Below are 23,510 nucleotides of genomic sequence, written 5' to 3' on the forward strand. Positions count from 1 at the left end.
TCCCTTTCATCGATTAAATTTCCAGATTTTGCAGAAAAGGGGTAAATACTGGTACTAATTCTGGACGACTGACGACTAGGGTGGGGAAGGAGCGATCGCTATAATCTACTCCAGATGATAATGGAAACGGTGTTGATTTCAAGGATGTCCATGTACCACCTGCAGCTTGGACAATCACCCAAGCACCGGCGATGTCCCAAACTTTTGGTGTCGCTTCCACACCACCTAGAGTAGCGCCAGTGGCTACGGTCAGGAAGTTATAGCTAGCCACGCCTAACATGCGAATTTTGCAGGGAAAGCCATTTTGTACCACTGCAAGGCTACGAGAACAGAGGTTAAAAAAGTGGTTGCTGCTGGGAGTGTCCATACTGGTATGGATGGGGTGATGATTGAGGAAAGCCCCTGTGGGTGTCGATAGTCCAGATGTACCCGGCCAAAATCCGTGAAAAGCTTGATTCAGCGGCGGTACATAAACATAGCCAAAAATCGGTGTGCCTTGATACAAAAGACCCAGAGAAATCGACCAAATGGGAATACCGCGTGTAAAGTTAGTTGTCCCATCTAAAGGATCAATCACCCAGCACCATTCTGTACCAGGAAAAGCTTGGTCACTTTCTTCGGTGAGAATACCATAACCAGAGAAAGTAGAAGCGATCGCATCCCGAATTTCTTGATCAGCCCATTTATCTGCTCGCGTTACCAAACTACCGTCAGCTTTCTGCAAAGCCTGTACCTGTCCAAAATCTTGCATCAATTGTTTGCCCACTCTGGTAGTGGTAGTTTGGGCAAAGTCGAGAATTGTTGTCCAAAAATCATTCATCTGCTGTGCAAATTTCCTAATCTAAATCGCTTTCCAACACAGAAGCGATCGTTTGTCTAGTAGTCGTTTTGAATTCTTTCACACTCACCCGGTTTAAAAACCAAATCGATACCACCATTCCCACCGCTTCTAAAACAAATACCAGTCCATAAGCTAGTTCTAAGCTTGGTAGTAGCTGACGTCCTATATCCAAGATGCTACCGCCTAAAACCACCGCTACTCCCCTGGATACAGATTGTGCTAATCCCCACGCGCCAATAAATGTGCCTGCAGCTTCAGCAGCGGTAAAATCCAACATCAAGCTCACTGCAGCTGTGGTCAAAAAACCAGTGGCTAAACCAAACAAAACTAAACCTAGCTTGAGAAAGGCAGGATTAGCAGAAAAACCAGATATTCCTAATAGTAATGAACAAAGCGCGACTGCAACACAGCCTAATTGAGCAGTTTTGCGTTTTCCCAACCGGGGGACAATCACAAAACCTGTGACGCCGTAGGCGATTAAGATACCAGTGCCATAAAAAACATTTAATCTAGTACTTTCCGCTAAAGGCATTTTAAATACCTGACCCGCAAAAGGTTCGACAATTGGGTCTTGCATAAACAAGCTGATAGTCATCACCAGCAAAAAAGTGAAAAATAATCCTGTTTGGGGGCTAGCTGTGAGGATTTTCCAAGCTTTACCAAGGCTAATGCTATCTTCCCGGTTAATGAGTGTGGAACGTCGGGAATATTGGGAATATTTTTTTTCTACACCTAAAGTAGCAGCGATCGCCAATACAAAGACAATTCCTGGGACAATGAAAAATAGCCGATTAATTGCCGCTTCTAAGGTGGCTAGATTCGCTTGGGGGGTTAATTGCTTGAGTAAGCTAGAACTAATAATCGCCCCGACAATAATTCCCACCATCAGCATCGACCACACCACACCCACCACCTGGGAGCGGTTATCTTCTTCAGAAATATCTACCAACAAAGCAGCAAAAGCAGTTCCACTGGCGCAGATTGCTAGACCATAGATAGCGAAAACCAGAGCCAAAACAGCCATCCAGCCGATGGTTTGGGTTGTCCACACCCAGCCGTTAGCTTGAGCGATAACATTATTTAACTGCCACATTACTTTTACAGCTAAAAAGGCAGCGATCGCAAATATTGCCGCCCCTACCCAAACATAAACCGTGCGATGATATCCCCACCAAGGCTTGGCGTCAGACATCTGACCAAACCAAATGCGAGAAGGAGAAACAAACGCCGGTAACGCTAGCATCACAGACACCACCGTTGCGGGAATGGCGATTTCCTGAATCATGACTCTGTTGAGCACCCCCAGAGTCAAAATGGACATCATGCTCAACCCCATTTGAAACAAACCTAACCGGAACATGGTCGGCAAATTAACCTTTGGGGAATCAACTATATCACCGCTTGCCATAGCTAATTTAATCTATTGGGAATACTGCCTTTAACTCAAGATAAACCTTCTCAACTCCAAATCAGCGGATCAAAAGTGGAAATTGCGATCGCCATCTTGGTGTGGAATGAGAACAAGTCAGAAGACAGAATTCAGAATTCAGCCAGTAGGGTGCGTTTAAGCAACGCGTAACGCACCGCTCGGTCACATGGTGCGTTACGGCAATTTATACTGTCGCTCATTCTCAAATCTCGACACTGCCGTAACACACCATACTTAAAATATCAAATTTAAGGCGATGAACCACTAGTAAAGATATGGGTTGGTCTTGGCTTGAAAATCACCGCAATTGACCGCCTCTTCTGTATTGGCGATTGATGGGTGTACTGTGCATTTGAGGCGGTAATCGTCGGTAAAAAATTGACAGCCAGGACAGGGAATTTGATGCATTTGTTTAGCTGTGGTGACGCTATCACGTGCGGTCGCCCAAAGACTCCAAACCACAAGAATAATTAAAGTCCAAGCACTGACAAAACAAATCGGGACTAAAAGTGGTTGAATTCCCCGAATGACAGCAGATATTAGCTCTATCATAAAAGTTCCTGATAACAGATAAAAATTAAGAGTTAGAAGTATATTAACTCCTAACTCCTAATTCCTAACTTCCGACTAAAGAAGTATAGATTAAATGCCAGCATGACCCAGTGCTAAACCAGCAACTAGCATACCCAAAACCAAGAATGGTTGGGCACTAGCTTGATATTTAACATCATTCTTCAGCGGATCACGCAGAAAATACATCTCTTGAAGGACGATTTGTGGGAGAATTAACAGTGCCAGAATTGCTGCGTATAAATTCTCATGGATGCTCACCAGATAAGCAGCAATAAATCCCTGAAAGACATCAATCATCAGTACACAAATCCAGGCTGCAGTGGTGACACCGAACATGACTGGTAATGATTGTAATCCCAGTTGGCGATCGCCCTCTACACTCTTAAAATCATTGACGATCGCAATCCCCAATCCTGCCAAGCTATAAATCAGGGTGAGAACCACAATCTTCCAGTTCAGTTCCCCAAACAAAGCATGACCAGCCCACCAAGGTAAAGCAATGTAGCTCGCGCCTAAAGCATAGTTCCCCAGCCAGCCATTTTGCTTCAATTTTAAAGGAGGCGCCGAGTAGATATAAGCGATGAAGGTACCAAATATCGCCAAGGCTGTGACATTAGGAAAATCATGACCAGCCCAGACATCTAAAGCAAATGCTACACCGATACCAGCTAAGAATAATACTAATATCTGCGTAATTACCTGGGGTTCGGAAATGGCGCCGGAGGGGATGGGGCGGTAAGGTTCATTGATCGCATCAATTTCGCGATCGTAAAAATCATTCAGGGTCTGGGTGTAACCAGCCAGCAGCGGGCCAGATAGCAACATACAAGCCGCCGCCTTGAGAACATTTTCCAGGCTCCAGGTATAGTTACCAGAAGACGCCGCACCACAGACCACACCCCAAATTAGGGGAATCCAGGTAATCGGCTTCATTAACTGCAGGCGGATTTTCCAAATAGAAGTTTCCCCAGGCGCAGCACCTTTCATCCCCAGCATTTGTCTGGTTTTGGCAGTGCGATCGCTAACTGCTGTCACTTCTTGGCTAGTATTAATTGCTACTGATTCCAAGGCTTCAGGCTGTTGGGAATCGGGAGTAATTGGCGTTGAGTCGGACATAATTTGTACTTCTCAAGATGATATTGGGTGGGGAGGTGTGGGGGGTGTGGGAGGTGTGGGGGGTGTGGGAGGTGTGGGAGGTGTGGGAGGTGTGGGAGGTGTGGGGGGTGTGGGAGGAGGGGGAGGTGTGGGAGGTGTGGGGGGTGTGGGAGGTGTGGGAAGATTACAAGCGTAAGCATAAATTCTTCAATTCTTTTTCTCCCCATCACCCCACCTCCCCATCACCCCACCTCCCCATCACCCCATCACCCCATCACCCCATCACCCCATCACCCCACCTCCCCATCACCCCACACTGCCCCTAAAAAGAAATTATCAAATAATTGCTCTGAAACTTCGCCCCAGTTACAGGTCTACCACTCAAGGAGGGAGGTAGAGAGATGTTGCGGCGCTGATCTCCGGCTTCCACCGTCACTTCTGGCCCATACTGAGTGAGTTTGACTTGCTTTTTGTCAAAACCCGGTAAGAATAAGCGTACTTGGCGATTATGGCTGTCAATTTCAATTGGTTTAGGAGCTTGTATGGCTTGCTCGACAAAGTTAGGTAGGGCGTCGATTAACGGTTGCCATTCGCCTGTGGGGGCATCGGGAATTACACTGATGGGTAAGGGTGTAAAGTCTTCTGTGAGGTTAGATCTGGCCTCGGAAGATAAAAGCAACACACCACCAACAGTAATGCCAATTTGTTGAGCACTACCCCATAAATAACGGGTGCTGGCGACTTCTATAAGTTCTGGTGTTGTTACCAAGAAAGCGGCGAGGCGCTTGGGGTCAGCGAGAGCCGCTTTACCCTTGTCCAATAAATTATTTACCTGGTTGGTGGGGACAGAAAAGTTATCCGCCGTCCAATTGATATTGAAAAAGCTGCTAATTAATGGTTGAATGAGGGGAGAATCAGCGATCGCCTTGCCCAAATCAGAACTGACAAACAATTGGCGAAACCGCCGCACATACCAACTCAAAGATTCTGGTAAACCCAAAGTCCGCAAACTAGCTGCATCACCAGTGCCATCGTAGACGATCGCGTCATAATTACCACTAGCATCATATTCCCGAATCGCATTCAAAGCCAAAGCGCCATCCATTCCTGGCAATACTACCAGTTCCTGACCATAAACCTCTTGGAAAATAGGCGTGCGGAGGTATTGCGCTTCCAGCTTTTTCACTTCTTCCCAGTTGCGTTCCAAAAGTACAGACGTTTGTAACTGAACAACTTGCAAATTAGGAGCAATTTCCTGGGGGTCGGGGGTAAGGGTAGTATTTAACAGGAGGGGTAATGCTGGTTCTGCAAGACCTGCTAAGAGTACACGCTTGCCTTGGCTGGCCAAAAGCTTGGCAGCGGCGATCGCAATTTTGCTACGAGCAGTGCCGCTTTTGCCCAAAAATGTCAATATTAGGGCCATTACTTAATTTCCAATTACCGCCGATGTTTTCCACTCCAACTTAGCACCGAGCAAATACTCTCGGCTTCTGCTTTGAGTTTCAGATTGGAGTTTTCCCCCAATCTGAGTTATGGACCGAAGAAAGGATGAAGTAAGAATTGGTACAAGCCGAGCGGAATCGTGGGCAAAAAACCAAACTTGTTTCCTTAGTTCAAGCCCCATCTTTTTATAAATGGGGTAATTTCATACTTCATACTTTATACTTCAGCCTTTAGTTGACTACTACACAGGTTTGATTTCGTCTTCAAAAAACCAAGTGGCAAAATTATCTTCAAATTTCACCACTACACCAATACCAGCACCATCAGTGACTTTATATCCCTCGATGATACCAACTTGACCGAGTTTTTTTACAATTGGGGGAGAGACGCGATCGCGCAAACGAAACACTTTAACCTTTTGTCCGATTTCCATGCCTACCTAACACCGCAATAAACCAAGTCTCAGTTTAGCTGAATCCGGTATCCATAGGTAACAGATTCACCGGCAATAGAACAAGGATATGCAGATAAAATTAAATCAACAAGCTATTATTGGCGATCGCTAGATGACGGGTGTTAGTTCGTAGTCAGGACTTTAGTCCTTCTGTGTTTGAGCGCTTAAACCCACACTAGGAACTGAAGCATTATGCAGATAAATCAGTCTCAATACTCTATTTCTTCAACCAGCCATGTATCAACCTAATCCACCCCGTCCACCGCAAGAAACCATGCCGACAATGTATGATTTACCCAGTGAATTAGTGGGGGAATCAGGATTGCCAGACGAATTTCATCGCATCCAGGCGGAGTTACTGAGCGAAACTTGTCAGCTACCAAACTATACACCCACAGAAATTTTACTCGCTAGCGACTTAAATCTTTACTACGATCCCCGTCATCCGCTGTGGTACAAGCGCCCAGACTGGTATCTGGTTTTGGGAGTACCCAACAATAATGAGCAACAAAATCTGCGCTTAAGTTACGTTGTTTGGCAAGAAGGCGTTGACCCATTTTTAGTAGTAGAATTACTGTCTCCAGGAACAGAACTAGAAGATTTGGGCAAAACACTCAGAGAAATTAACCAACCACCGACAAAATGGCAAGTTTATGAGCGGATTTTGCGAATCCCCTATTATGTTGTCTATGACCGCTATGAAAATAATTTACGTGCTTTTCGCATCATAGGCAGTCATTACGAGGCGATATCTCTCATAGAAAATCGCTTTTGGTTGTCAGATTTGGAACTAGGGCTAGGACTATGGCAGGGCACTTATCAGCAGACTACAGGTTTGTGGTTACGCTGGTATAATGCTCACGGCTGGATACCTACTCAAGCAGAAAAAGCACAACAAGAGAGCCAACGCGCTGAACAGGAGAGCCAACGCGCCGATAAATTAGCTGAATACTTGCGATCGCTCGGAGTTGATCCAGATAATTTGAGATAATGTATCGATGTCAATCACCCAGATTGCTATGGTTGAATTGGACGAACAACTACGCTGCCTAGTTACCCAAGCCTGTGAACACCCACCCAAAAGTCAAGAGCGTCAAAAGCGGCTAACACAAATCATTCGCTTGACTACCAGTAAAATTTGGAGGGAAAGTACTCCTTATTATCAAGATGCACTGCAGCAAACTTGGTTATATTTCTGCCGTAATATTTGCGAAGGTACAACTGGTCAAGCTTATGATTCCAGTTACGGGACTGTGATCACTTGGTTGAATGCTTACCTCAAACGCAGATTACAAGATTTTTATCTTCAGCAAAACCAAGAAAAAGTTGTCACTGCACCGCTCAAAGTATACCAATCTTCTGTGGGTGAGAGTAATGAAGTTCTTGACCCTGTAGATAATCTCCCGGCTAATCCTGAAGTACCACCGATTCTAGAAAATGTGCGCGTGTGGGTGGAGGAAGATGCGGATGGAGAACTGCGCGGTACATACATTAAAGGGCGTGCTGATGTCACTTGTCAGATGTTAATTTTAAGGCGCCTACCGCCAGAAGTCGGTTGGAAAGAGTTGTCTGCAGAACTTGGTTTATCAATTCCCACTTTGAGTAGTTTTTATCAGCGTCAGTGTCTCCCTCGCTTGCGAAAATTTGCTGAGTTTGAGGGGTATTTGTAGCAGAGAACAGGGAACGGGGAACAGGGAACAGGGAACAGGAAATAGGCGACTCTTAACAAGGTTGAAGGTGTCTTGGTATCTGGGGTTTATATTCGGTTGATGTCCTCAACTACTTGGCGACAGCTTTATAATTCGGGAATCGCACATGGGTTTTATTTATATTGCTAGGCGTAAAGTTTTACATCTAGTTTGTTGTTTTTTCATAGCTTTGCTGTATAGTTTGGCTGCGCCAGTGTTGGCATTATCCCCGTTGACAATCAATGCTGGTAACGGTGCTGCGCTGTTAGCGGCGGGGAAAGAGTTATACGATGCGGGGAGATTTGCCCAAGCAGTGCAGATATTACAGCAATCTGTGAAAATATACCGACACTCAGGAGATACTCTCAACTGCGCTGTGAGTCTGAGTAATCTTTCTTTGAGTTATCAACAACTCGGCGCCTGGAATCAAGCTCAGGAAGCTATTAGCGAGAGTTTGAATTTACTTAAAGCAGCAAAAAATCCTGAAAATCAGGAAATATTCGCCAAATCATTAGATATTCAAGGTCGTCTACAATTATCTAGGGGACAGTCAGAGGTAGCTTTAACAACTTGGCAACAAGCCGCAGAGATTTACCAAAAAACCGCTAATCATAGTGGTGTGGTGAAGGCACTGATTAACCAAGCCCAGGCGTGGAGAGCGCAGGGGTTTTATCGCCGTTCAGCAGAAATACTGAAAAATGTAAATCAACAGTTACAATCAGAACCAGATTCTATAGAAAAAGCTGTGGGGTGGCGATCGCTAGGAGATACTCTGTTAGTGGTAGGCGACCTGGAAGAATCACGGTTAGCTTTAGAGCAGAGTTTGCTTATTGCTCAACGTCTGCAATCACTTGCAGATATAGGGGCGAGTCTTTTTAGCTTGGGGAATAACGCCCGCGCACAGCAACAAAAGCTACAGGCGATCGCCTATTATCAACAAGCAGTTAACATCTCTCCTTCGCCACTAACAAAAGTCCAAGCACAACTGAATCACTTCAGCCTGCTAACTACAGAGCCACAATTCACACAAGCCCAAGCTTTATTACCCGTAATTCAATCTCAACTACAGCAACTTCCACCCAGTCGCGCTGCTATCTACGCTGAGATTAACTTTGCTCAAAGCCTCAGAAAAATTCCTGGTCAAAATTTACACACAGCAAAATTGCTCGCCACCGCCATTCAGCAAGCCCGCAATTTAGGCGATTCCAGAGCAGAGGCTTATGGATTATGGATTTTAGGTAGCTTATATGAATCAAATCAACAGTGGAAAGAGGCACAAAAGCTCACCCAGCAAGCATTAGTCTTAGCCCAGACCAGCCACACCACAGATTTGGTCTATCCGTTAAATTGGCAGTTGGGTAGGTTGTATTGGGCACAAGAAGATCTCAAAAGTGCGATCGCCGCTTATAGTGCGGCCGTGGAAACTCTCAATTCGCTGCGTCAGGACTTAGTAGCAATTAATCAAGATGTGCAATTTAATTTTCGAGATAGTGTGGAGCCAGTTTATCGCCAGTCAGTGGAATTATTGCTGCAATCCCAAGCCGTTAAACCAGACAAACAAATTTTAGAACAAGTACGCCAGCGGATTGAAGCTTTGCAGTTGGCAGAATTAGATAACTATTTCCGCGAAGCCTGTTTAACTGCTAAGAGTGTAACTTTAGACCAAGTGGTAGAGCAAAATAATTCCTCAGCTGCTATCTTCTACCCAATTATTCTCCCGCAAGAAATTCAAGTAATTGTCACAATTCCTGGTAAATCCCTGAAGCTTTACAAAACCAAGATTCCGCAAACACAAGTCAAAAAAACCCTAACAAAACTGCAAAAACATCTTGTCAATCCCGGCTCCGTGAATGCTTTTCAAGCAGAGTCGCAACAAGTTTACAACTGGCTGATTAAACCTGTAGAGTCTGAACTAGCGACGAGTCAAGTAGATACACTCGTGTTTGTTTTGGATGGAGAGTTGCGGAGTTTACCAATGGCTTCTTTGTATGATGGTAAACAATATTTAGTAGAAAAATATGCGATCGCCCTCGGTATTAATCTACAACTCCTCGACCCCAAACCTCTAGTCAGGGGAAAAATCAAGGCGCTAACAGCTGGATTAACCCAACCTCCACCAGAATTCCCCAATCTCACACCATTACTTGCTGTCCGTTCGGAAATCGAGCTCATCACTCAAGCTGGAGTCTCCACAACCAGTCTGCTAGATCAAGACTTCACTCGTCCAGCACTAGAAAAGGAAGTAAATGCAGTTCCTTTTAATGTTGTGCATTTAGCAACTCATGGTCAGTTTAGTTCACAGGCAGAAAAGACTTTTATTATTGCATCTGATGGCATGATTAATGTCAAGCAATTTGATACTCTTCTCCGCAGTCGAGAGCAAAACAAATCGCCAGCCATAGAATTACTATTTTTAAGCGCTTGTCAAACAGCAGCAGGAGACAGTCGCGCCACTCTTGGCTTAGCTGGTGTCGCAGTACGCGCCGGTACACGCAGTACCTTAGCTTCGTTATGGCATATTGATGATCAATCTACAGCGCTATTTGTCGGTGCTTTTTATCACCACCTCAAAAATAGCAAAATCACCAAAGCCGAAGCCCTGCGCCAAGCCCAGCTGACACTGCTGCGACATCCTAACTATCATGCACCCAGTTTTTGGTCTACCTACGTATTGATTGGCAATTGGCTTTAATTGGACTCAATAAAATATCAAGTAACACCTAAAACCAATACCCATGATGACTGAATTTGAACGTTATCTTTTTGACTTGCAAGGATTTTTAATTATTGAAAATGCTCTCAACCAGGAGCAGATTCACGCTTTACAGGCACATTTAGATCAACAGATAGTCTCCCATGGCACAGAAGATAAACCATTTTGGCGCTGGGACAGTTTATTATCTTGGGGTAAGCCTTTCCGAGATTTGATTGATAATCAGGCGATCGCTCCTTATTTATTAGAACTGTTAGGGGAGAAGTTTCGCCTAGATCATGATTATGTTCATATTATTCGCCAAGGTCTTGGCCCCATCGGTGCTGATTTGCATGGGGGTGGAACTCCCTTTGATCCTTGCCAGTATTATTTATTCAACAATGGCAGGATGTACAATGGCTTAACTGCCGTTGCCTACGAACTCAACGATGTACATCCAGGTGAAGGCGGATTTGGTTGTGTCCCTGGTAGCCACAAAAGTAATTTAGCTTTGCCTGAGAGATGGCGCAATCTTGAGTATCCATCTGTCTGTGTACAAGCAGTTACCGTTAAAGCCGGCAGTGCCGTTATTTTCACTGAGGCATTAACTCATGGTACATTGCCTTGGCGAGGAGCAGGCGATCGCCGGACATTATTTTATAAGTATTCCCCATATCCCTCAGCTTGGGCAAAATACTACTATAATCCTGACGATTTCCCTGATTTGACTGCTTCCCAACGGCAAATTCTCAGTAAACCTGGAGTTTATCCTTGAGCGCTGACTACAAAGCCCAAAATCCATGCAGAATTGATATCTGCATGGAAAAACTAAAATCTTATTTAGCGCTAAAAACCTGGAAAATGATTGGGTAACTTATAAGATTGACAACGAAATCTATAGCGCTTCCCATTCAGATGCGGTACAAAATTATACGTCCGGTGTAGGGGGACGGCACTGCCGTGCCCCTACGAGCATACGTCACGTGACCGAAAATTGCTATATTTGTTTACCATGACCCACATCACTAGATGAGATTAGATACACATCCAACAACCATCGGGACAGCACTCTTCACACCAAATCATAGTGCAATTTGCTAGTTTGACTGGTGGTTTTTGAATTCCTGCCATCAACTCCTGACCTGGTTGACTTTCATCACCATTGCTAGATTTGAGTTTGCTGACGTCAAGACTACATTCCCATGTGAGAACGTTATCAGGTATACCATATTTAGTCAATACAGTACCGATACTAGATGTCTTCAAGGTTTCATTGATTGCTTGTCTGATATCTTCTTCAAATTGCTGTAATGTTTGAGAATCCATGATTATTTCCTATACTTGTAAGTCTGTAAATTAGTAAATCGGGTTTGTGATTTACTAATGTAGTAATCACATCGGTTTTTCAGGATTCCGGAGTCGATGACAAGATCTCAGGAATTCTCTGTTTTATTCATTCGCTCTCCTCAATGAACAACTACTTTCGCCCCAATGTTGACGCAATGGCTAGCTATGTACCCGGTGAACAGCCACCACGGGGGACACAGGTTATTAAACTCAACAGCAACGAAAACCCTTACCCGCCATCGCCAGCGGCTCTGGCTGTGCTGCAGAATATTGATGGTGAATGGTTGCGGCGATATCCAGAACCGTTTGGGAGAGAGTTTCGAGAAGCTGCGAGTCGAGTTTTAGGCGTTCCCAGTGATTGGATTATCGTTGGTAATGGTAGTGATGAATTGTTGAATGTGGTGATTAGGGCTTGTGCTGCGCCTGGAAGGAAAGTGGTTTATCCTATGCCGACTTATGTACTATACAGTACATTATGTCAAGCCCAGGACACGGATGTAACTGAGGTGTATTATAATAACGAGTTTGAGTTTCCTCTAGCAGATTTGATAGCAGCTAATGGTGATGTAACATTTATTGCATCTCCGAATAGTCCTTCTGGACATGTTGTCTCTATCAACGAGCTGCGGAAATTAGCCAGTAGCTTGTCTGGGGTGTTAGTGATTGACGAAGCGTATACAGATTTTGCACAAGAAGACGCTTTGGCTGTGGTCAAAGAGTATGAAAATGCGATCGCTATTCGCACACTTTCTAAAGGATACTCCTTAGCAGGGTTGCGGTTGGGGTTTGGGGTAGCCAATCCTGGGCTATTGCAGGGATTGTTTAAAGTCAAAGATAGCTATAACATTGATGCGATCGCTTGTGCAGTTGGCGCAGCTGCTATCACCGACCAAACATACAAAAACGCTTGTGTAGCCAAGATTAAAGCATCACGCACACAGCTAGCATCGAATTTAAAACAATTAAACTTCCGTGTTTGGGACTCTCAAACCAACTTCCTACTAGTACAACCGCCAGATGGAAACGCTCAATATCTCTACCAACAACTTAAAGAACAGCAAATTTTAGTCCGCTACTTCCCGCAACCAGGACTAGAAAATAAATTACGCATCACTGTAGGAACTGATGAGCAAAATCAAGTTTTAATCAATACACTGACACAAGTTTTGCTTAATTGTTCAATACCTAAGTCATAAATTACGATACTAATTCAATTAATCAAGGCGACAAATCCTGACAAAATTCTTATAAGATTAACTTACATGGTTATTATCCGATGGTATTTACTACAGCGCAAAATGCCGCTGTTTTTTTTTGGAGGTACTAAGCCGGACTTTCATTGCTTTGACACGGTGTCTTTCGTCTATCTGTTTTTACTAGTTTCTCGCTGCTCCTACCAAGGTTAATTGCAGACAACTGCAAAAGAAGCACATATCCGGCTGACTAAATTATATTCACCAATGCCCCAACCCAAGCCAATTTATATCTCTCCAGCAACGCGCTACCAAAATGCTGCTCTTAATTACTACCTAGAGCTAACAGGTTCACCCTATCTTCATTATGGATATTGGGAGCCATTACCTGTTTGCCAAAATGATTTGACTATTGCAAAGCTTCGCACTGCTCAGGAAGCTTATACAGTTAAACTTTTCAGCTTTATTCCTGCGGGAACAAATACAGTGCTTGATGTGGGCTGTGGTATTGGTGGTAATGCTGCTTACCTGAAAGAGCGTGGTTTCACCGTGGAAGGACTAGCGCCTGATCCTTTCCAGCAACAGATGTTTGTCGAGCGAACCAATGGTCAAGTCCCCTTCCATTTAACCAGATTTGAAGATTTTCCCCAAAACCATTCTTACGACTTGATTCTTTTCAGCGAAAGTAGTCAGTATATGGCTGCTGATGATTTGGCTCAAGGTGCGGCGCGTCTGCTGAATGGCGGTGGTTATTTACTACTTGCTGATATGATTCGCACTGATGGGAAATATAACGAGGGGATTTTTTCCAATTGTCATGTTTCTAGTGTGCTCCATGACGCTTTAACCCAGGCTGGATTTAGTTTAGTCAAAACTGAAGATATTTCTGCCCAAGTTGCGCCAACAATTGACCTGGGGATTGCCAATTTCCGTACTTTTGGGTTGAGTACCATTAAGTATATTGCTAATTTGTTAGCGATCGCTGTTCCACCCATATATCATTTCCTACGCTGGATATTCAACCGTTGGGTGAAAAACCTGATTGTTGAAGGCTTAGAAGCACGTAAGATTTTTGATAAACATTTATGTTATCAGATCCAACTGTGGCAATTGTCAAAAAAAGACCACGAGAATTCCTCGCCCACAGCTTGAGAGAAAAAAAAAGTTTACCTATTCCCTATTCTCGATGAGTTTTTCCACCGTTTTCAATGAAGATTTTTGATATTTCAGCCAAAATGGCTACACAGGCGAGCTAAAGACCTATATTATCTATCTTGGTTTACTGTTCAGAATACTAAGTTTAATTCCCTCCTGTATCCCCTGGAGGGATTTTTATTGAACTCATGGGTATTGGGAATTGGGAGTGTGGGGAGTGTGGGGAGTGTGGGGAGTGTGGGGAGGGTGGGGAGGGTGGGGATTAAAGCGTCAGGCTTTGAACCTCAAGCGTCAGGCTTTGAACCTCAAGCGTCAGGCTTTGAACCTCAAGCGTCAGCCTTTGAACCTCAAGCGTCAGGCTTTGAACCTCAAGCGCCAGCCTTTGAACCTCAAGCGTCAGGCTTTGAACCTCAAGCGTCAGCCTTTGAACCTCAAGCGCCAGCCTTTGAACCTCAAGCGTCAGGCTTTGAACCTCAAGCGCGAGCCTTTGAACCTCAAGCGCCAGCCTTTGAACCTCAAGCGCCAGCCTTTGAACCTGACGCTTCAATCCCCACACTCCCCCTCCTCCCACACCTCCCACACCTCCCACACCTCCCCTCCTCCCACACCTCCCACACCTCCCCCTCCTCCCACACCTCCCACACCTCCCCCTCCTCCCCCTCCTCCCACACCTCCCACACCTCCCCCTCCTCCCACACCTCCCACACCTCCCACACCTCCCACACCTTTTAAATCCCCTATCCCCTTAACTGTGGAAAACTTGTGGAAAAACTGGGGGCGTTTTCCACAGGGTAATTATACTTAATGTAGATTTATTTAGTAGGTTTACAAGTTTTCCACAGATTCCGGGTAATTTTTCCACAAAAAATAATTATTTTTCCACAAACAAATTGAAGCTTAAACAATTTTTATACGCGACTTAATATTTTTAATTGGCGGTGAGACTGATAATTTGAGTAATAGTTATGTTGCTTGTGGAAAACCGAATTGAGCATCAAAATTATTTTTGAGAGCGACTAGTCATATTGATGCGATCGCTCAGTTGACGTAGTGTTTGGGCTAAAGTGCGATCGCTCTCTTGGAGTTGGGTAATTTTATCACAGCTATAAAGCACCGTTGTATGGTCTTTACCGCCAAATTCTTCACCAATTCTCGGCAAACTTAGCGCTGTATGTTGCCTCATTAGATACATACCTATTTGTCTCGCCCAGCTAATTTCTCGGCGGCGAGAGTTGCTTTTTAAATCTTCAATTGATACATCAAATGTCTCACCAATTACTTTTAAAATTATCTCTGGAGTAGCCGCCACTTTCTCATTTGCTGGTTCTAAAACTGGCGCTATACTCTCAACAGTCATGGGTAAACCCCAAATAGAAATATAAGCCAAAGCTCTAATTAATGCTCCTTCTAACTCTCGAATATTAGAAGTATAATTAGACGCAATATACTCAATTACATCTCTGGAAAGTCGAATATTTTCGTATTCAGCTTTTTTTTGTAAAATCGCCATCCTCGTTTCCAAATCTGGAGTTTGCACATCTGCAATTAAACCCATAGAGAACCGAGAGCACAGCCGCTCTTGTAAGCTGGGAATTTGGTTAGGAGGGCGATCAGAAGCAATCACGACTTGTTTACCAGCTTCATGCAAAGTATTAAAAGTATGAAAAAACTCTTCTTGGGTATATTCCTTCCCTTCAATAAACTGGATATCATCAACTAACAAAACATCTGCAGCCCGGTAATGCTCACGAAAACTTTGCATACTATCCTTACGGATAGCTGTAATTAAATCATTGGTAAACTGCTCAGTGGAAACATAAAATATTTTAGACTCAGGACAAATCTCCCAGCGGTAATGACCAATAGCTTGCATCAGGTGAGTTTTACCTAAACCAACACCACCACATAAAAATAAAGGATTAAATTCTCTTCCAGGAGATTCAGCAACTGCTAAAGAAGCAGCATGAGCCATGCGATTATTAGCACCAACTACAAATCTGGAAAAAACATATTTAGAGTTTAAATCAGTGGTTTTTCGTTTGTCTTGAATCACCTGCTCAGATGAATTATTTGGGGCTGATAATTCCCAGGAAACTTCTTTTTCATGCACAGGAGAAACAGCATCACCTTGAGCAACAGTAATATAAATTCCTACAGGATGACCGAGAATATCTTGCACTACAGTAGAAATGGTGTTGATGTAATACTTCTGTAGCCAGTTACGCGCAAAGGGGTTAGGAGTGCAGATTACCAAGCAGTTGTTTTCTAACCGCTCCGCACTAGCAGTTTTGATCCAGGTTTCAAAGGTGGGGCGAGATAGTTCTATCTGTAAGCGTTCTAGGACTTGACTCCACAAACTGTCTATGGGAATTGCCATTATTTACCACCTTTGCTACCAGTTGTCACAATACGAAGATATATCAGATGTTCTCGACCTGGAATAAGCTTTTAAGTTGTAATCATTTTGGGACATACCCGGTAGGCAATATCCTACCATCCACCGACCAGCACGGAGAAGTAAAAACACATGAACATTGAAAATGAGCAAAGGAAACAAGAACTGCGTGGGACGGGGAATTTAAACCCACCATCAACACTGACCACCCGAATTCGGGTGACTCAGACCCCACAAACTTTACTGTTCCCTGTTAAGATTTCCGTATTTTCTCTCACCAAAGCAGTTGTTCCCAAAGTTTTCTCCCATAAATGGGGAGTAACTGGTACAATGTCGATGCTGCTCAGGGTAAGCGCAGTGATATTTTTAGGAAGCTGTTCTGCCTTACCCGTGAAAACTATTGAAACTCAACCAAAAGATACTCAAGCTGAAAATCCTACTGCTGCTCCCAATTTAGCCACAGTTCCGCCAGCAATTATCTCTACCTCTGGTAATCCGAATTTTGTAGTCAATGTAGTCCAAAATGTCGGATCTGCGGTAGTTCGCATCGATTCTTCTCGCACCGTGACTCTGCAATCAGACGAATTTGTAGATCCTTATTATCGGCGGTTTTTCGGCGAGGGTTCACCGTCGCAACCCAGACAGCGCACAGAACGGGGTAGCGGTTCTGGCTTTATCATCAACTCTTCTGGTCAAATTTTGACCAATTCCCATGTGGTAGATGGTGCTGACACTGTAACGGTTACACTCAAAGATGGGAGGTCTTTTGACGGCAAAGTGCTCGGTGAAGATCCGGTGACAGATGTAGCGGTTATCAGTATTGCAGCTCAGAATTTACCCACCTTAGCCACAGGTAATTCCGATGTGTTACAGCCAGGAGAGCCGGTGGTTGCAATTGGTAATCCTTTGGGGTTAAATAATACTGTCACCGCTGGAATTATTAGTGCCACAGGTCGTTCTAGTAGTGACATTGGTGCTAGTGACAAGCGTGTTGATTTTTTGCAAACCGATGCAGCGATTAACCCTGGAAACTCCGGGGGGCCATTGTTGAATATTCGGGGTGAGGTGATTGGGATGAACACAGCGATTATTCAAGGCGCCCAAGGTTTGGGATTTGCTATCCCCATCAACACTGTCCAAAGAGTTGCTCAGGAATTAATTGCTAAAGGTAGAGTTGATCATCCTTATTTGGGTGTGCAGATGGCGACCCTGACGCCGGAAATTAAGGAAAGAATTAATACTAGATTTGGCGATCGCGTTAATCTTACCGCAGACGAGGGCGTTTTATTGACTAATATCGTTCCCCGTTCACCTGCTGCTATTGCTGGGTTACAAATTGGTGATGTGATTCGCAGTATTAATAATCAGTCTGTCACCAAAGTTGAACAAGTTCAAAAATTAGTAGAAAATAGCAAAATCGGCAATCGTTTACAAATGCAAATAGAGCGGAATGGACGAGTTTTGCAAGTTGGTGTGATTCCTGCTCCATTACCGATTAGGCGTGAAAGTTAATCGTTATTGGTTATGATTTATTTGTCATGCTGTGGGTGTCGCTACCCAAGGCTTGACACTACAAATATCGCCAGTCGTCTCAACGCCCAGAAACCTCGTCCGGCGCTGGATTAACCATCTCTCCAATAGATTTATCCTATGACTGAATTACTCCCAATTATTCAATTAGGTAATCCCCAACTGCGTCAAAAGTCTGCTGTTGTGGAAAATATTCAAGATGAGAAAATACAACAACTGATTGACGATTTGATCGATAAAGTTGCTGAAGCTAACGGCGTGGGAATTGCGGCGCCTCAAATAGCAGCATCATATCGTTTATTTATTGTTGCTTCTCGCCCGAATCCTCGGTATCCTCATGCTCCGGAAATGAAACCGACAGCGATGATTAATCCCCAAATTATCTCTCATTCTGCGGAAATTGTTAAAGGTTGGGAGGGTTGTTTGAGTGTTCCTGGGATTAGAGGTTTAGTTCCTCGTTATCAAGCGATCGCTGTTGAGTATACTGACCGCAATGGTGATTTGCAACAACAAGAATTAACTGATTTTGTAGCGCGGATTTTTCAACACGAATATGACCATCTCAATGGTATTTTATTTGTAGACCGTGTTGAAACTACTTTGGAAATGATGACAGAGCAAGAATATCAGCAGCGCATCGTTAACAATACTTAACTAGTATTATATTTCCACTCTGTAGGTGCAGCGAACTGTAAAATAGGGGCTGAAAATAACTCTCAAGGAAGATATTTTAGTAACAGTAACAGGTTATGCTTAACCCGTTGTTAACTATTGCTTTGGTTTAGCTATTAGGTAAATGCCTAACAGTAATAGTAGTGGCGTGTATACCGATGAAGAAATAAAAGTTAATCAGAATCTTTGTGCAGCAGTTACCAAGTCAAGCAAAGAAACTGATATTTTTGCAGAGTGGAAATCTATTGATTTTTGGAAAGAACAATCGCTGGCGCTGATTCCTTTGTTCAGCGGATTAGCGGTGACGGGAGGTTTGAGAATCACAGGTTGGTTGTCGATTCCAGTTTATGTAATCACAGCGGATAGTACTCGTTGGTTAATTGCTTATTTGCAATCTCAAGTATCAGCACCAGCAACAAATCCCAGTGTGGACATTAATCATCAAAAAAAATCTTTAAAAATTGCTTATAGTATTGTCCATGCTATTCCGGGAAGAATTAGGTTTCATGTACCTCAAATCGCTAGCGATCGCGCTTATGCACAGCGGCTAGAAAAGTTGTTACAAACTGATGCTAAAGTGATGAATGTGCGGGTGAATTATGGTGCTAGCTCAGTGGCGATCGCCTTTCAACCACAGGAAGTTAGCGTACCTTATTGGGTAACTTTTCTGGAGCTAGCTTTGCAGACAAATTGTTCTCAAATTGTTGATATCCAAAACCAAGATTTGTCTGGTGTGTGAGAGACAATGAAGTATTCATCTTTGTCTTATTGTTTGGCTAGTTTAGCAAATTTAGCAACGACATTCTACAGTTCTGAAATTAATAGTAATAAACTTCTATAATTGGTGCTAGTAGTAATGCTCAACTTCAAGTTACAATGAGTATAGAAATACTTTGTGCTCAATCTGCAAACACACAACCAAAAAAGCTCTACCATTAGCAAGATGAAAGCAACATCTTGACTAGAATATTCTGAAAAGCTTGCAAATAGTTTTTGGCGTCGCCGATTAAAAATATGAATTTACCTCACGACCCATAGACGCAAAGGTACGAAAAAAGATAATTTTGGCACTTCATATTCTGACACAGCGAAGCCGAATTCTCTAACTAATAGGAGGTCATTTAATTATGGCACTTAAAATTACTGACTTTGTAGAAGATGCTGGCGCTCCTGGGATTATAGCCGGAATTGGAGCAGTTTTATTAGCACCTGTCTTAGTTCCCGTCGTTACCGGTATTGGTAAACCGATAGCTAAATCTCTCATCAAAGGCTCAATTGTCGCTTATGAGAAAAGCAAGGGTGCATTTGCAGAACTAGGCGAAACCTGGGAAGACATTATAGCTGAAGCGCGAGCCGAACTGGCTGAATCCAAAGAGTCAGCAGCATTTGAAACCACACTCACTCCTGGTGAAAGTGCGCCAGAACACGGGGGATAGGAATTAAGAGGTGGGGAGGTGGGGAGGTGGGGTGATGGGGAGTGTGGGGAGTGTGGCGAGAAAAAGAATTAAAGAATTTATGCTTACGCTTGTGATCTTCTCAGTTTTCCCACACTTCCCCCTCTTCCCACACCTCCCACACTTCCCCCTCTTCCCTCACCCCTCACCCGCTAAATCAACTAATTTGGGAGGACAGCGGTGACAAATAATTATCGATATCTGGCGAAAATACGCCATGTTAAAGAGAAAACCAGCTTCCAAACGCCTACTAAACCTATACCTATAAAAATTATTAGTGATACTCCAGGGCGGTTACGGTTGCGAGTGGCGCCGTGCGATCGTCAATCTGAAAAAATGCAGCCTATCGTCGATAAGTTAGCGGCGCAACCAGGCGTTAATCAAGTTACCACGAATATGCAACATGGAAGTATTTTAATTGATCATGATGATAGTCGAGAAAATATTATTGCCACACTTCTAGATATAGGAATAATTTTCGGCGATATTGCCGAAGGAAATTCAGAAGCTGCAGCAGGTATTACCAATGCGGTGCTTGATTTAAACCAACGCGTTCAACAAACAACGATGGGATCTGTAGACTTGCGGGTGCTTTTTCCTCTGGGACTGAGCATCTTAGCTTTCAGACAATTACTTGTCAAAGGTCTGCAATTTGAGGTGATTCCTTGGTATGTGTTGGGGTGGTATGCTTTCGACAGTTTTATGAAATTGAACCGCACTAGTCAACTGAACAAATAAAAAATACCCGATCCATTTTGTCAAGGTACAAATTTTGTGATCTACTGATAGTAGTTGCACAAAGATTTTAGGCCATGACACACCCAGATCAAGTTTATCCTGAACTTTGCCAGGCTGTTTTTTACGAACAGGTTAATAGTGATATTAGTGATGGGTTGCAATTAATTAGCACCCAGCAATATGATTTGGCGCTAAAAACATATTATCAAGCGTTGAAATATACTGCACTCCTCACCCACAGGGAACAACGGGAATCGGCGATCGCTAATCTGGTGCGCGATGAAAATTTTACCCTTGTACCCTTGACTCAGCTTCCATACCAGGAACAAAATCAGTGGATTGAGTGGTTTTTAGAAGTGCAACAGTATGTGCTGAGTTGGGGTACAGATGGGAGTTTAGCGATCGCCCAAACTTTGAGAAAATTAGCCAAGGGTTTGCAAATTCTCAGACGAATTGATCAGGGCGCGATCGCTCTCCAACAAGCCACACTCGCAGCGCTTCAGATTCCCGAACCCATGAACCGCGCCGATGAATTTATCCAAATCGCCACCGGTTGGTTGCAATTCCACCGCCAAGCAGCAGCAGAACAAGCACTCAACCAAGCTCTGAGCGCCGTTGAACAAATTCAAAGTGATGATCCTTTTGCGAAATGGAACTATCAGTCACCCATCGCCTCACTCTATATTCGAGTTGGTTTACCGCAAAGCGCCTTGACAATTTTCAAAAATAATGCTCAAGATAATGCTCAAGAACTGTATTTAAATATAATTCGTCAAGAGGTCGTGCGTGACGCCCTCAACAGAAAACAAATATTATTTGCTCAAACAGTCACCGCCCAAATTACAGAGGCTGAATACCAAGCCCAAGCTTTAGTAGAAATAGCAATTTATTGGGCAAACCATCACCACATGAGCCGCGCTAATCGCTTGTTTTTTCAAGCCTTGCAGCGGGTAGCGTCAGCAGAGCGGGCTGACGCCATACAATCAACATTAATTCAAACTTACACCAAAGCGGGTCAAATTAATATCGCCCTCAACGCCGCGCAAAAACTCACCCAGCATGAACCGAAAGCCGTAGCTCTGGGTGCGATCGCCGTCGCTTACAGTCAAGCTAAACAAACCCAACAGGCGCAAAAAGTGTTGGTACAACTGACGGATTTAATTAAATCTGCAACCGCTGTGAGTGAGGTTGGTTACGTGGCGAGTATTTTGCACAATGCAGTGAATGCACAACAGTATGATTTAGCGATCGCCATTTTGAATCTGATTCCCACCAATATGGATTTTCTTTCGCAACCGAGTTGGTATCGCCAAATTGTTCAAGCCCCTCTACAGGCGCGCCAAATTAACAAAGCCTTGCAATTGGCAAAACAGATACCTAATAATGTTTGGCCAGAGGAACGCAATGGACACTTGCGAGACATAGCGATCGCCTACGGGAATGCTAAACAGTGGTATCAAGCCACGCAAGTTGCAGCACAAATTGACAACACTATTAGTAATCCGTTTCAAATATTAACACGGACAGAATTAGCGGCGATCGCACCCACTCCAGAGGAATTCACCACTCAAATTCAGGCGGCGATTAGACAAACACAAAAGCTAGAACCAATTGCCCAAAAAGCTTTAGGATTAACTGCGATCGCCCAAGCTTATCTGCGTTTCGGCGATGGAGAACAAACAGAATCTTTCCTCAAACAAGCGATCGCTACTATACAGCAGGTAGAAGATGAATACACACGCGGTGATTTGATTGCACAGATGACCAATTATCTCATCCAACAAAGACAGTATAGTGCTGCTTTAACGATGGCACAGGCTCATTCTGTTCCCTATTTGCGGGAATCAAGCTACAACTCTATCTTCTATCCCGCACTGGAATGTTACGCCTTTTATGTCGCCTTACAAGTAGTTGAACATAACTCCTTACCGGATACTAAAGCATCGCAACTACTAGCGATCGCCAAAACCTACCTACAACTGGGAAGAAATGAAGACGCGATATCGTTACTAGATCGTGCTTTTAGCGTAGCGCAGCAAATAGCCGACCCAGAAACCCGGATGATTCAGGTTAGCGAGTATACACAAATAGATGATGAAAGCGATCGCGCCCATCAATACACCCGTTTAGTTAAACTATATGTCGCCCTAGGAAAACCAGAACAAGCCCAACAAGTAGTAGAAAAAGCCCAAGCTTCAACATTACGAGACTACCTACAAGCTTGGATTAGCTGTTATAACTAATTCGCGTCCGCGTCTCCTACACAACGATCTCAGCCCCATAAAAAAGCGGGTTAACCGCTATATACATGGTTAACCCGTTTAGCTTTGGGAACGCGCAGAGAAATTGTTATTGCAATACCAATTTCACATTGGCGTTTTGCAGACCGCGCTGTTTTACTTCAGCCAAGGTCTTGTTAACTGCATACTTTTGGTTGATTGAGTTGATCAATTCGGTTTGGTTGTGCTTTTTAGCAACACCCCACAAGTCAGCGATTAGGTCAAAAGAACCATCGCTGTTGCGAGACCAGCCGAGGTCATATTCACCTTCCAACATGGCAACGATATCAGAACGGACGCGCTGACCGTTATAACCACGAACATCAGCTTCAGTCTTTACGCTGATACCGAGGTCGCGCAAGGAAGCTTTGAGGATTTCGGCATCGGTGATCTTGGTGCGCAGAGTGCTAAAATGAGACATTTGGGTTTCCTCCAATGAGAAGATTGATGAGAAAAACGACAACGGTTTGTTTTTGGGGAAGCCGCGCTTAGGTGGAAGCGGCTGTTTTGTCAAAACTGCTAGCAAAAACTG

The 23,510-nt window shown here is 43.9% G+C and carries 26 protein-coding genes; 17 read left to right on the plus strand and 9 right to left on the minus strand.

What is annotated here, in order from left to right; translation table 11 throughout:
- Positions 1–13 precede the first annotated feature (13 nt).
- Positions 14–820 (minus strand): inositol monophosphatase family protein, encoded by an 807-nt coding sequence (locus MIC7126_RS0124995; protein WP_017655864.1) that lies wholly within the window; start codon positions 818–820, stop codon positions 14–16.
- Positions 821–836: 16 nt separating this feature from the next.
- A complete protein-coding gene (locus tag MIC7126_RS0125000) occupies positions 837–2,249 on the minus strand; it encodes a BCD family MFS transporter (protein WP_017655865.1) in 1,413 nt (470 codons plus the stop codon).
- A gap of 15 nt (positions 2,250–2,264) precedes the next feature.
- On the opposite strand from MIC7126_RS0125000, the gene MIC7126_RS30855 reads away from it, so the two are divergent.
- Positions 2,265–2,420, plus strand: coding sequence for a hypothetical protein (locus tag MIC7126_RS30855; RefSeq protein WP_154656023.1), 156 nt, complete (start codon positions 2,265–2,267; stop codon positions 2,418–2,420).
- A 114-nt stretch (positions 2,421–2,534) separates the two neighbouring features.
- Here MIC7126_RS30855 and MIC7126_RS0125005 read toward each other — a convergent pair whose 3' ends face one another.
- Both MIC7126_RS0125005 and chlG read right to left on the minus strand, forming a co-directional pair.
- Positions 2,535–2,822: a hypothetical protein gene (locus MIC7126_RS0125005; RefSeq protein ID WP_017655866.1), complete on the minus strand. Its 288-nt coding sequence runs from the start codon at positions 2,820–2,822 to the stop codon at positions 2,535–2,537.
- 90 nt (positions 2,823–2,912) lie between these two features.
- A complete protein-coding gene (gene chlG, locus MIC7126_RS0125010) occupies positions 2,913–3,959 on the minus strand; it encodes a chlorophyll synthase ChlG (RefSeq protein WP_017655867.1) in 1,047 nt (348 codons plus the stop codon).
- Between the two features lie 37 nt (positions 3,960–3,996).
- On the opposite strand from chlG, the gene MIC7126_RS32120 reads away from it, so the two are divergent.
- Together MIC7126_RS32120 and MIC7126_RS32125 are read left to right on the plus strand one after the other, a co-directional pair.
- Complete coding sequence (locus MIC7126_RS32120; protein ID WP_017655868.1) at positions 3,997–4,134, plus strand: hypothetical protein; 138 nt, start codon at positions 3,997–3,999, stop codon at positions 4,132–4,134.
- Complete coding sequence (locus MIC7126_RS32125; RefSeq protein ID WP_154656024.1) at positions 4,085–4,264, plus strand: hypothetical protein; 180 nt, start codon at positions 4,085–4,087, stop codon at positions 4,262–4,264. Before MIC7126_RS32120 ends, MIC7126_RS32125 begins: the two co-directional genes overlap by 50 nt.
- Here MIC7126_RS32125 and MIC7126_RS0125020 read toward each other — a convergent pair.
- Together MIC7126_RS0125020 and petP are read right to left on the minus strand one after the other, a co-directional pair.
- On the minus strand, positions 4,261–5,361 hold the full coding sequence (locus MIC7126_RS0125020; protein WP_017655869.1) for a Get3/ArsA fold putative tail anchor-mediating ATPase NosAFP: 1,101 nt from the start codon (positions 5,359–5,361) through the stop codon (positions 4,261–4,263). The genes MIC7126_RS32125 and MIC7126_RS0125020 overlap by 4 nt on opposite strands.
- A gap of 261 nt (positions 5,362–5,622) precedes the next feature.
- On the minus strand, positions 5,623–5,814 hold the full coding sequence (gene petP, locus MIC7126_RS0125025) for a cytochrome b6f subunit PetP (RefSeq protein WP_017655870.1): 192 nt from the start codon (positions 5,812–5,814) through the stop codon (positions 5,623–5,625).
- 256 nt (positions 5,815–6,070) lie between these two features.
- Between petP and MIC7126_RS0125030 the strand changes: the two genes are divergently transcribed.
- The 4 genes from MIC7126_RS0125030 (at position 6,071) to MIC7126_RS0125045 (ending at position 10,990) form a co-directional block, all read left to right on the plus strand.
- On the plus strand, positions 6,071–6,826 hold the full coding sequence (locus tag MIC7126_RS0125030) for a Uma2 family endonuclease (RefSeq protein WP_017655871.1): 756 nt from the start codon (positions 6,071–6,073) through the stop codon (positions 6,824–6,826).
- Positions 6,827–6,854: 28 nt separating this feature from the next.
- Positions 6,855–7,505 (plus strand): hypothetical protein, encoded by a 651-nt coding sequence (locus MIC7126_RS0125035; RefSeq protein ID WP_026100513.1) that lies wholly within the window; start codon positions 6,855–6,857, stop codon positions 7,503–7,505.
- 145 nt (positions 7,506–7,650) lie between these two features.
- Complete coding sequence (locus MIC7126_RS0125040) at positions 7,651–10,215, plus strand: CHAT domain-containing protein (RefSeq protein WP_017655873.1); 2,565 nt, start codon at positions 7,651–7,653, stop codon at positions 10,213–10,215.
- 43 nt (positions 10,216–10,258) lie between these two features.
- A complete protein-coding gene (locus MIC7126_RS0125045) occupies positions 10,259–10,990 on the plus strand; it encodes a phytanoyl-CoA dioxygenase family protein (RefSeq protein WP_238553719.1) in 732 nt (243 codons plus the stop codon).
- 260 nt (positions 10,991–11,250) lie between these two features.
- Here the strand turns inward: MIC7126_RS0125045 and MIC7126_RS0125050 are convergent, their stop codons facing one another.
- Positions 11,251–11,541: a hypothetical protein gene (locus MIC7126_RS0125050; RefSeq protein ID WP_017655875.1), complete on the minus strand. Its 291-nt coding sequence runs from the start codon at positions 11,539–11,541 to the stop codon at positions 11,251–11,253.
- Between the two features lie 143 nt (positions 11,542–11,684).
- Here MIC7126_RS0125050 and hisC point away from each other — a divergent pair, with 143 nt between their 5' ends.
- The 3 genes from hisC to MIC7126_RS30870 all read left to right on the plus strand — a co-directional run bounded on the left by hisC (position 11,685) and on the right by MIC7126_RS30870 (position 14,642).
- Positions 11,685–12,758, plus strand: coding sequence for a histidinol-phosphate transaminase (gene hisC, locus MIC7126_RS0125055; RefSeq protein ID WP_017655876.1), 1,074 nt, complete (start codon positions 11,685–11,687; stop codon positions 12,756–12,758).
- A gap of 264 nt (positions 12,759–13,022) precedes the next feature.
- On the plus strand, positions 13,023–13,907 hold the full coding sequence (locus MIC7126_RS0125060; RefSeq protein WP_017655877.1) for a class I SAM-dependent methyltransferase: 885 nt from the start codon (positions 13,023–13,025) through the stop codon (positions 13,905–13,907).
- Between the two features lie 258 nt (positions 13,908–14,165).
- Entirely contained in the window at positions 14,166–14,642 is a 477-nt protein-coding gene (locus MIC7126_RS30870; protein WP_238553729.1) for a DUF1720 domain-containing protein, read from the plus strand.
- 268 nt (positions 14,643–14,910) lie between these two features.
- Here the strand turns inward: MIC7126_RS30870 and dnaA are convergent, their stop codons facing one another.
- Positions 14,911–16,287, minus strand: coding sequence for a chromosomal replication initiator protein DnaA (gene dnaA / locus MIC7126_RS0125075; protein WP_017655879.1), 1,377 nt, complete (start codon positions 16,285–16,287; stop codon positions 14,911–14,913).
- A 348-nt stretch (positions 16,288–16,635) separates the two neighbouring features.
- Here dnaA and MIC7126_RS0125080 point away from each other — a divergent pair, with 348 nt between their 5' ends.
- The 7 genes from MIC7126_RS0125080 to MIC7126_RS0125105 all read left to right on the plus strand — a co-directional run bounded on the left by MIC7126_RS0125080 (position 16,636) and on the right by MIC7126_RS0125105 (position 22,942).
- Positions 16,636–17,817, plus strand: coding sequence for an HhoA/HhoB/HtrA family serine endopeptidase (locus MIC7126_RS0125080; protein WP_040630805.1), 1,182 nt, complete (start codon positions 16,636–16,638; stop codon positions 17,815–17,817).
- Positions 17,818–17,955: 138 nt separating this feature from the next.
- The gene (def, locus tag MIC7126_RS0125085; RefSeq protein WP_017655881.1) at positions 17,956–18,489 is read left to right on the plus strand and encodes a peptide deformylase; all 534 of its coding nucleotides are present in this window, start codon (positions 17,956–17,958) and stop codon (positions 18,487–18,489) included.
- 142 nt (positions 18,490–18,631) lie between these two features.
- Positions 18,632–19,246 (plus strand): hypothetical protein, encoded by a 615-nt coding sequence (locus MIC7126_RS28345; protein ID WP_017655882.1) that lies wholly within the window; start codon positions 18,632–18,634, stop codon positions 19,244–19,246.
- 388 nt (positions 19,247–19,634) lie between these two features.
- Positions 19,635–19,943: a DUF5132 domain-containing protein gene (locus MIC7126_RS0125095; RefSeq protein ID WP_017655883.1), complete on the plus strand. Its 309-nt coding sequence runs from the start codon at positions 19,635–19,637 to the stop codon at positions 19,941–19,943.
- 10 nt (positions 19,944–19,953) lie between these two features.
- Positions 19,954–20,145 (plus strand): hypothetical protein, encoded by a 192-nt coding sequence (locus tag MIC7126_RS30875; protein WP_154656026.1) that lies wholly within the window; start codon positions 19,954–19,956, stop codon positions 20,143–20,145.
- Positions 20,142–20,699, plus strand: coding sequence for an HMA2 domain-containing protein (locus MIC7126_RS0125100; RefSeq protein WP_040630769.1), 558 nt, complete (start codon positions 20,142–20,144; stop codon positions 20,697–20,699). The genes MIC7126_RS30875 and MIC7126_RS0125100 overlap by 4 nt, the downstream gene beginning before the upstream one ends.
- Positions 20,700–20,773: 74 nt before the next feature.
- The gene (locus tag MIC7126_RS0125105) at positions 20,774–22,942 is read left to right on the plus strand and encodes a tetratricopeptide repeat protein (protein WP_017655885.1); all 2,169 of its coding nucleotides are present in this window, start codon (positions 20,774–20,776) and stop codon (positions 22,940–22,942) included.
- Positions 22,943–23,048: 106 nt separating this feature from the next.
- On the opposite strand, the gene MIC7126_RS0125110 is transcribed toward MIC7126_RS0125105, so the two are convergent.
- On the minus strand, positions 23,049–23,399 hold the full coding sequence (locus MIC7126_RS0125110; RefSeq protein WP_017655886.1) for a DUF1257 domain-containing protein: 351 nt from the start codon (positions 23,397–23,399) through the stop codon (positions 23,049–23,051).
- Positions 23,400–23,510: the final 111 nt, after the last annotated feature.

Source organism: Fortiea contorta PCC 7126, from assembly GCF_000332295.1.
Classification (GTDB): Bacteria; Cyanobacteriota; Cyanobacteriia; order Cyanobacteriales; family Nostocaceae; genus Fortiea; species Fortiea contorta.

Coding starts and splice junctions, on each gene's coding strand:
- MIC7126_RS0124995 (WP_017655864.1), bottom strand. CDS start 820: ATGAATGATTTTTGGACAACAATTCTCGACTTTGCCCAAACTACCACT.
- MIC7126_RS0125000 (WP_017655865.1), bottom strand. CDS start 2,249: ATGGCAAGCGGTGATATAGTTGATTCCCCAAAGGTTAATTTGCCGACC.
- MIC7126_RS0125005 (WP_017655866.1), bottom strand. CDS start 2,822: ATGATAGAGCTAATATCTGCTGTCATTCGGGGAATTCAACCACTTTTA.
- chlG (WP_017655867.1), bottom strand. CDS start 3,959: ATGTCCGACTCAACGCCAATTACTCCCGATTCCCAACAGCCTGAAGCC.
- MIC7126_RS0125020 (WP_017655869.1), bottom strand. CDS start 5,361: ATGGCCCTAATATTGACATTTTTGGGCAAAAGCGGCACTGCTCGTAGC.
- petP (WP_017655870.1), bottom strand. CDS start 5,814: ATGGAAATCGGACAAAAGGTTAAAGTGTTTCGTTTGCGCGATCGCGTC.
- MIC7126_RS0125030 (WP_017655871.1), top strand. CDS start 6,071: ATGTATCAACCTAATCCACCCCGTCCACCGCAAGAAACCATGCCGACA.
- MIC7126_RS0125035 (WP_026100513.1), top strand. CDS start 6,855: ATGGTTGAATTGGACGAACAACTACGCTGCCTAGTTACCCAAGCCTGT.
- MIC7126_RS0125040 (WP_017655873.1), top strand. CDS start 7,651: ATGGGTTTTATTTATATTGCTAGGCGTAAAGTTTTACATCTAGTTTGT.
- MIC7126_RS0125045 (WP_238553719.1), top strand. CDS start 10,259: ATGATGACTGAATTTGAACGTTATCTTTTTGACTTGCAAGGATTTTTA.
- MIC7126_RS0125050 (WP_017655875.1), bottom strand. CDS start 11,541: ATGGATTCTCAAACATTACAGCAATTTGAAGAAGATATCAGACAAGCA.
- hisC (WP_017655876.1), top strand. CDS start 11,685: ATGAACAACTACTTTCGCCCCAATGTTGACGCAATGGCTAGCTATGTA.
- MIC7126_RS0125060 (WP_017655877.1), top strand. CDS start 13,023: ATGCCCCAACCCAAGCCAATTTATATCTCTCCAGCAACGCGCTACCAA.
- dnaA (WP_017655879.1), bottom strand. CDS start 16,287: ATGGCAATTCCCATAGACAGTTTGTGGAGTCAAGTCCTAGAACGCTTA.
- MIC7126_RS0125080 (WP_040630805.1), top strand. CDS start 16,636: ATGTCGATGCTGCTCAGGGTAAGCGCAGTGATATTTTTAGGAAGCTGT.
- def (WP_017655881.1), top strand. CDS start 17,956: ATGACTGAATTACTCCCAATTATTCAATTAGGTAATCCCCAACTGCGT.
- MIC7126_RS28345 (WP_017655882.1), top strand. CDS start 18,632: ATGCCTAACAGTAATAGTAGTGGCGTGTATACCGATGAAGAAATAAAA.
- MIC7126_RS0125095 (WP_017655883.1), top strand. CDS start 19,635: ATGGCACTTAAAATTACTGACTTTGTAGAAGATGCTGGCGCTCCTGGG.
- MIC7126_RS0125105 (WP_017655885.1), top strand. CDS start 20,774: ATGACACACCCAGATCAAGTTTATCCTGAACTTTGCCAGGCTGTTTTT.
- MIC7126_RS0125110 (WP_017655886.1), bottom strand. CDS start 23,399: ATGTCTCATTTTAGCACTCTGCGCACCAAGATCACCGATGCCGAAATC.